This is a genomic window from Flavobacterium sp. (assembly GCF_043773265.1).
GTDB lineage: Bacteria > Bacteroidota > Bacteroidia > Flavobacteriales > Flavobacteriaceae > Flavobacterium.
Window position 1 is genome coordinate 1 of the sequence record NZ_JAYVFH010000207.1, and the last position, 4544, is coordinate 4544.

The 4544-nt window shown below is 27.9% G+C and carries 5 protein-coding genes; all 5 read left to right on the plus strand.

The genetic code is table 11. The annotated features are described in order from the left end of the window. Positions 1-238, plus strand: a 238-nt coding sequence (gene rpsF, locus ACH2BO_RS11020) for a 30S ribosomal protein S6 (RefSeq protein WP_395044797.1), incomplete at its 5' end; no start/stop codon positions are given. A gap of 2 nt (positions 239-240) precedes the next feature. After that, on the plus strand, positions 241-537 hold the full coding sequence (gene rpsR, locus ACH2BO_RS11025) for a 30S ribosomal protein S18 (protein ID WP_022828230.1): 297 nt from the start codon (positions 241-243) through the stop codon (positions 535-537). 65 nt (positions 538-602) lie between these two features. Continuing rightward, entirely contained in the window at positions 603-1043 is a 441-nt protein-coding gene (gene rplI, locus ACH2BO_RS11030; protein ID WP_395044798.1) for a 50S ribosomal protein L9, read from the plus strand. Positions 1044-1207: 164 nt separating this feature from the next. Further along, on the plus strand, positions 1208-1681 hold the full coding sequence (locus ACH2BO_RS11035; RefSeq protein WP_395044799.1) for a DUF6495 family protein: 474 nt from the start codon (positions 1208-1210) through the stop codon (positions 1679-1681). 69 nt (positions 1682-1750) lie between these two features. Then, positions 1751-3961: an NAD-dependent DNA ligase LigA gene (gene ligA, locus ACH2BO_RS11040; RefSeq protein WP_395044800.1), complete on the plus strand. Its 2211-nt coding sequence runs from the start codon at positions 1751-1753 to the stop codon at positions 3959-3961. Positions 3962-4544 lie beyond the last annotated feature (583 nt).

The following is a 4544-nucleotide window of genomic DNA, read 5'->3' on the forward strand; positions in this document are numbered from 1 at the left end:
AAAAATGGTATCTAAAGAGGATTGGGGCTTAAAAAAATTAGCTTACGAAATCCAAAACAAAAAAAGTGGTTTTTACCATTTATTTGAATTCCAAGTAACACCAGAAGTGTTAATTGCTTTTGAAACTGAATTTAGACGTGATGAACGTATTATGCGTTTCTTAACTGTAAGTTTAGACAAACATGCAATTTCATGGGCAGAAAGAAGAAGAGAAAAACTTAAAGTAGCAAAAGCATAACCATGGCAACATTACAACAATCAGCTTCAGGAAAAAAAGACGGAGATATTAGATATTTAACGCCTTTGAATATAGAAACTAACAAAACTAAAAAGTATTGTCGTTTCAAAAAATCTGGAATCAAATATATTGATTATAAAGATGCAGATTTCTTATTAAAATTTGTTAACGAACAAGGAAAGATTCTTCCAAGACGTTTAACAGGAACTTCATTGAAATTTCAAAGAAAAGTTTCTGTTGCTGTAAAAAGAGCAAGACACTTAGCATTAATGCCATACGTGGCCGATTTATTAAAATAATTTAAAATCAACAGTTGTTGGTTTCTCGATAAAGGGAACCTAACTTCTATAATAAGGACAACAACATGGAACTTATATTAAAACAAGACGTTCAAAACGTAGGATTTAAAGATGACATAGTAACAGTAAAAGCTGGTTTCGGTCGTAACTTTTTAATTCCTCAAGGATTTGCTCATTTGGCTACTTCTTCTGCAAAGAAAGTATTGGCTGAAAACTTAAAGCAAAAAGCTCATAAAGAAGCTAAAGTTATTGCTGATGCTACTAAAATTGCTGATGCATTGAAAGCTTTAGAAATTAAAATTACTTCTAAAGCTGGTGGCGAAAAATTATTTGGTTCTGTAACCAATATTGATATCGCTGCAGCATTAGATAAAGCAGGTCAAACAATAGATAGAAAATTCATAACTAGTGGTGTTGTAAAACGTACTGGTAAATACACTGCATCTGTAAGATTACACAGAGACGTTGTAGTTGAATTACCTTATGAAATTTTAGCTGAGGTTTAATATCTTGCTATCATAAATATTAAATCCCGATGCAAGTCGGGATTTTTTTATGTTTTAAAAAACTTCAATATTCAACATTCCAAGTTGAATATTCCTAGTTCAAAAATTTTAAATTAAAATGTTGAATATTCAACTTGGAATGTTCAATTTTGAAATTAACATATATGAAATACAAAAGACTAACCAAAGAACAACAAGATGAATTGCATCAAGAGTTTGCAACTTTCTTGGCATCACAATCTATAGATAAAAAAGAGTGGGACGAAATAAAAAGTAATAAACCTGAAATTGCAGAGCAGGAACTTGATGTTTTTTCAGATTTAATTTGGGAAGGAGTTTTAACTAACGCTAAATTTCTTGAACATTTTTCAAAAAACCATATTTTTTTATTTCACTTCCAAAAAGAATTTATTCAATCTATGGTCATAAAATCCTTAGTTGGCGAAGTTGATTTTCTTGCAAAAGATGGTTTGCAATGGTTAAGCGATAATTTATTTACAGAAACTGTTGAAATTCATGTAGGTAAAAAAGAATATGATAAACAACGCAACGAAGCTATTTTTGACTTAATAACTCAAGGTGCAATTTTAAGCGATGGACAATTATATATTCAAATAAATACTATTATTCAGTCTTAGTTTATTATTTTTATAAATATTTATTAATTTAGTCTTTTTTAATAAAATTAAGTTTTTAATTGTACCAAAATGGAAAAGTTTAGAGAATATTTTTTAGATCAATTCAAATTATTTCAAATAGATGGAAACTTATTTTCTGATGGAAGACAAATTAACTTTGATAAGTTAAAAGTTGATTCAAAAAGTAAAGAAGTTTTAGTATCAGTTTTAAAAGAAAAAAACTCTACACTTGATCAAGTTAAAATAATAACTAAGGGTTTAAGAGATAGCTTAAAAGAGCATAATTTAAATTATTATCAAAGAGGTATAAGTAAAATAGATGATTATGATTATGATGTTTTATACAAGATTCTTAAGAATCTAGAGGAATTAATTGGTGAGGTTGTACCTAATAGTATAACTCAACGTATAGGCTTCGAACCATTAAAAGATAAAAGTAAATACAAAAAAAAGTATAATACTTCATCTAAATATTTTCAAACATTTGAACATCGTTTTAAAATGTATTCTTTAGATAATTCATATTCTAAAGAAGATATTTTTGAATGGGAAAATAGAAATAAAAAGTTAATAGGTAATTTAGATTTTCAATATACTTGCGAATTAAAATATGATGGAGCATCAATAAGTCTTCATTATTTAAATGGTGAGTTGGTTCAAGCATTGACTAGAGGTGATGGTCTAAATGGAGAAGATGTTACAGAGAATGTTAAGACTATAAATTGTATTCCAAAGAAATTATTTGGAAATTATCCTTCAGATTTATTTGCTAGAGGCGAGATTATTTTACCTATAGAAGGATTTGCGCAAATGAATCTCGAAAGAATTGATATTGGAGAAGAACCTTATTCAAATCCTCGCAATACTGCATCGGGTAGTTTAAAGTTGAAAGATAGTAATGAAGTAGCAAAAAGACCACTTGAATGCTTAATATATTCAGTTCTAGTTAATTTTGAAGAACCTAATTCTGCTTTTAATAACCAATTTCATAGTTTAGAAACTGCAAGAACTTGGGGTTTTAAAGTTCCAACTGCTTCTAAATTGGCTGATAATCTTGAAGAAGTTTTTGAATTTATAAATTATTGGGATATTCACAGACATAATTTACCTTATGAAACCGATGGAGTTGTTGTTAAGGTAAACGATTTTAATCATCAAAATGAACTTGGATACACTGCAAAATCTCCTCGTTGGGCAATAGCTTATAAGTTTAAATCAGAGCAAGTTACCACAACCTTAAATTCAATTTCTTATCAAGTTGGAAGAACAGGAGCAATAACTCCTGTTGCAAATTTACAACCAGTTCAACTAGCTGGAACAATTGTAAAACGAGCTTCATTACACAATGCAGATCAAATTGAAAAATTAGACATAAGAGTTGGTGATGAGGTTTTTGTTGAAAAAGGTGGAGAGATCATTCCTAAAATTATTGGTGTTGCTAAAAGAGGAACTGGGGTTGAACCAACGAAATACATAGAACAGTGTCCCGAATGTAGAACAGAATTAATTCGAAAAGAAGGAGAGGCAAATCATTTTTGCCCAAATTTTTATGGTTGTCCGCCACAAATTATAGGAAGAATTCAACATTTTATTTCTAGAAAAGCAATGGATATTGAAGGTCTTGGTGGAGAAACAATTGCTTTGCTGTTCAAAAATGGTTTGGTAAAAAACTATTCTGATTTATATGAATTGAAAGTTGAAGATATATTACATTTAGATAGAATGGCGCAAAAAAGTGCTGAAAATTTAGTAAAAGGCGTAGAAAATTCTAAAAATATTCCATTTGAAAGTGTATTGTTTGCACTTGGAATTAGATATGTTGGTGAAACAGTTGCAAAAAAATTGGCAAAGCATTATAAAAATATTGATGCCTTGCGTCAAGCTACTATAATGGAGCTGGTAATGGTTGATGAAATTGGAGAGCGCATTGCTCAAAGCGTTATTGAGTTTTTTGAAAATCAAGAAAATCAAAAAATTATTGAAAGATTAAAACTATTTGGAGTGCAATTTGAAATTATTGAAAAATATAATCCGAATGCTACCAACAAATTTTTGGGTAAAACCTTTGTGGTTTCTGGTGTTTTCGAAAAATTTTCTAGAGATGATTTAAAGAAAACTATAGAAGATAATGCAGGAAAAGTTGGAAGTTCTATTTCTGCCAAAACAGATTTTGTTATTGCAGGAGAAAACATGGGACCAGCCAAATTAGAAAAAGCTAATCAACTTGGAATTGCATTAGTTACTGAAAATGATTTTTTAAAAATGTTAGATGAAAATTAGTAAAATTGCTCTTATTGTATATTTTTTAAGTTGTATTCTTGCAATATTTTCTATTATATTTGAAATTGATGCATTGTTACTAGTATCTTTTCCTTTGATTATTCCTTCGGTATCATTTTATTATTTTGTTAAAGTAAAGAAAATAAATTTTTTACTTTGTATCTATTTAATTTGTAATTTTATTGGTGAATCAATTGGAATGATGAATTTTGATGATGAAATTTACTATATTTTAGTTCCATTTTTTTTAAGCAATATTATTTTAATTTTAATGCTACTAAAATATTTTGAAAAATTTAAATTTAAAATTTTTAATATAATTTCAATACTAATAGTTGCAGGTGTATTGATTTTTTTATGGAATTCAATAATGGATATATTTTATTTTTATGAAAATGGACTTAGACTTAGAATTTTTATTTTTGCAATTCCTTTGTTTTTAGTAGCTTTTATAGCGTCTTATAACATAATTTGGAGAATAAATAACATAAATTTATTTATGCTAACAAAGAACTGTGCTTAAAAACAAATAAAATTTGATTTATTTTCACTATTTTTGAGTAGGAAAAACAAATTTAGTCTT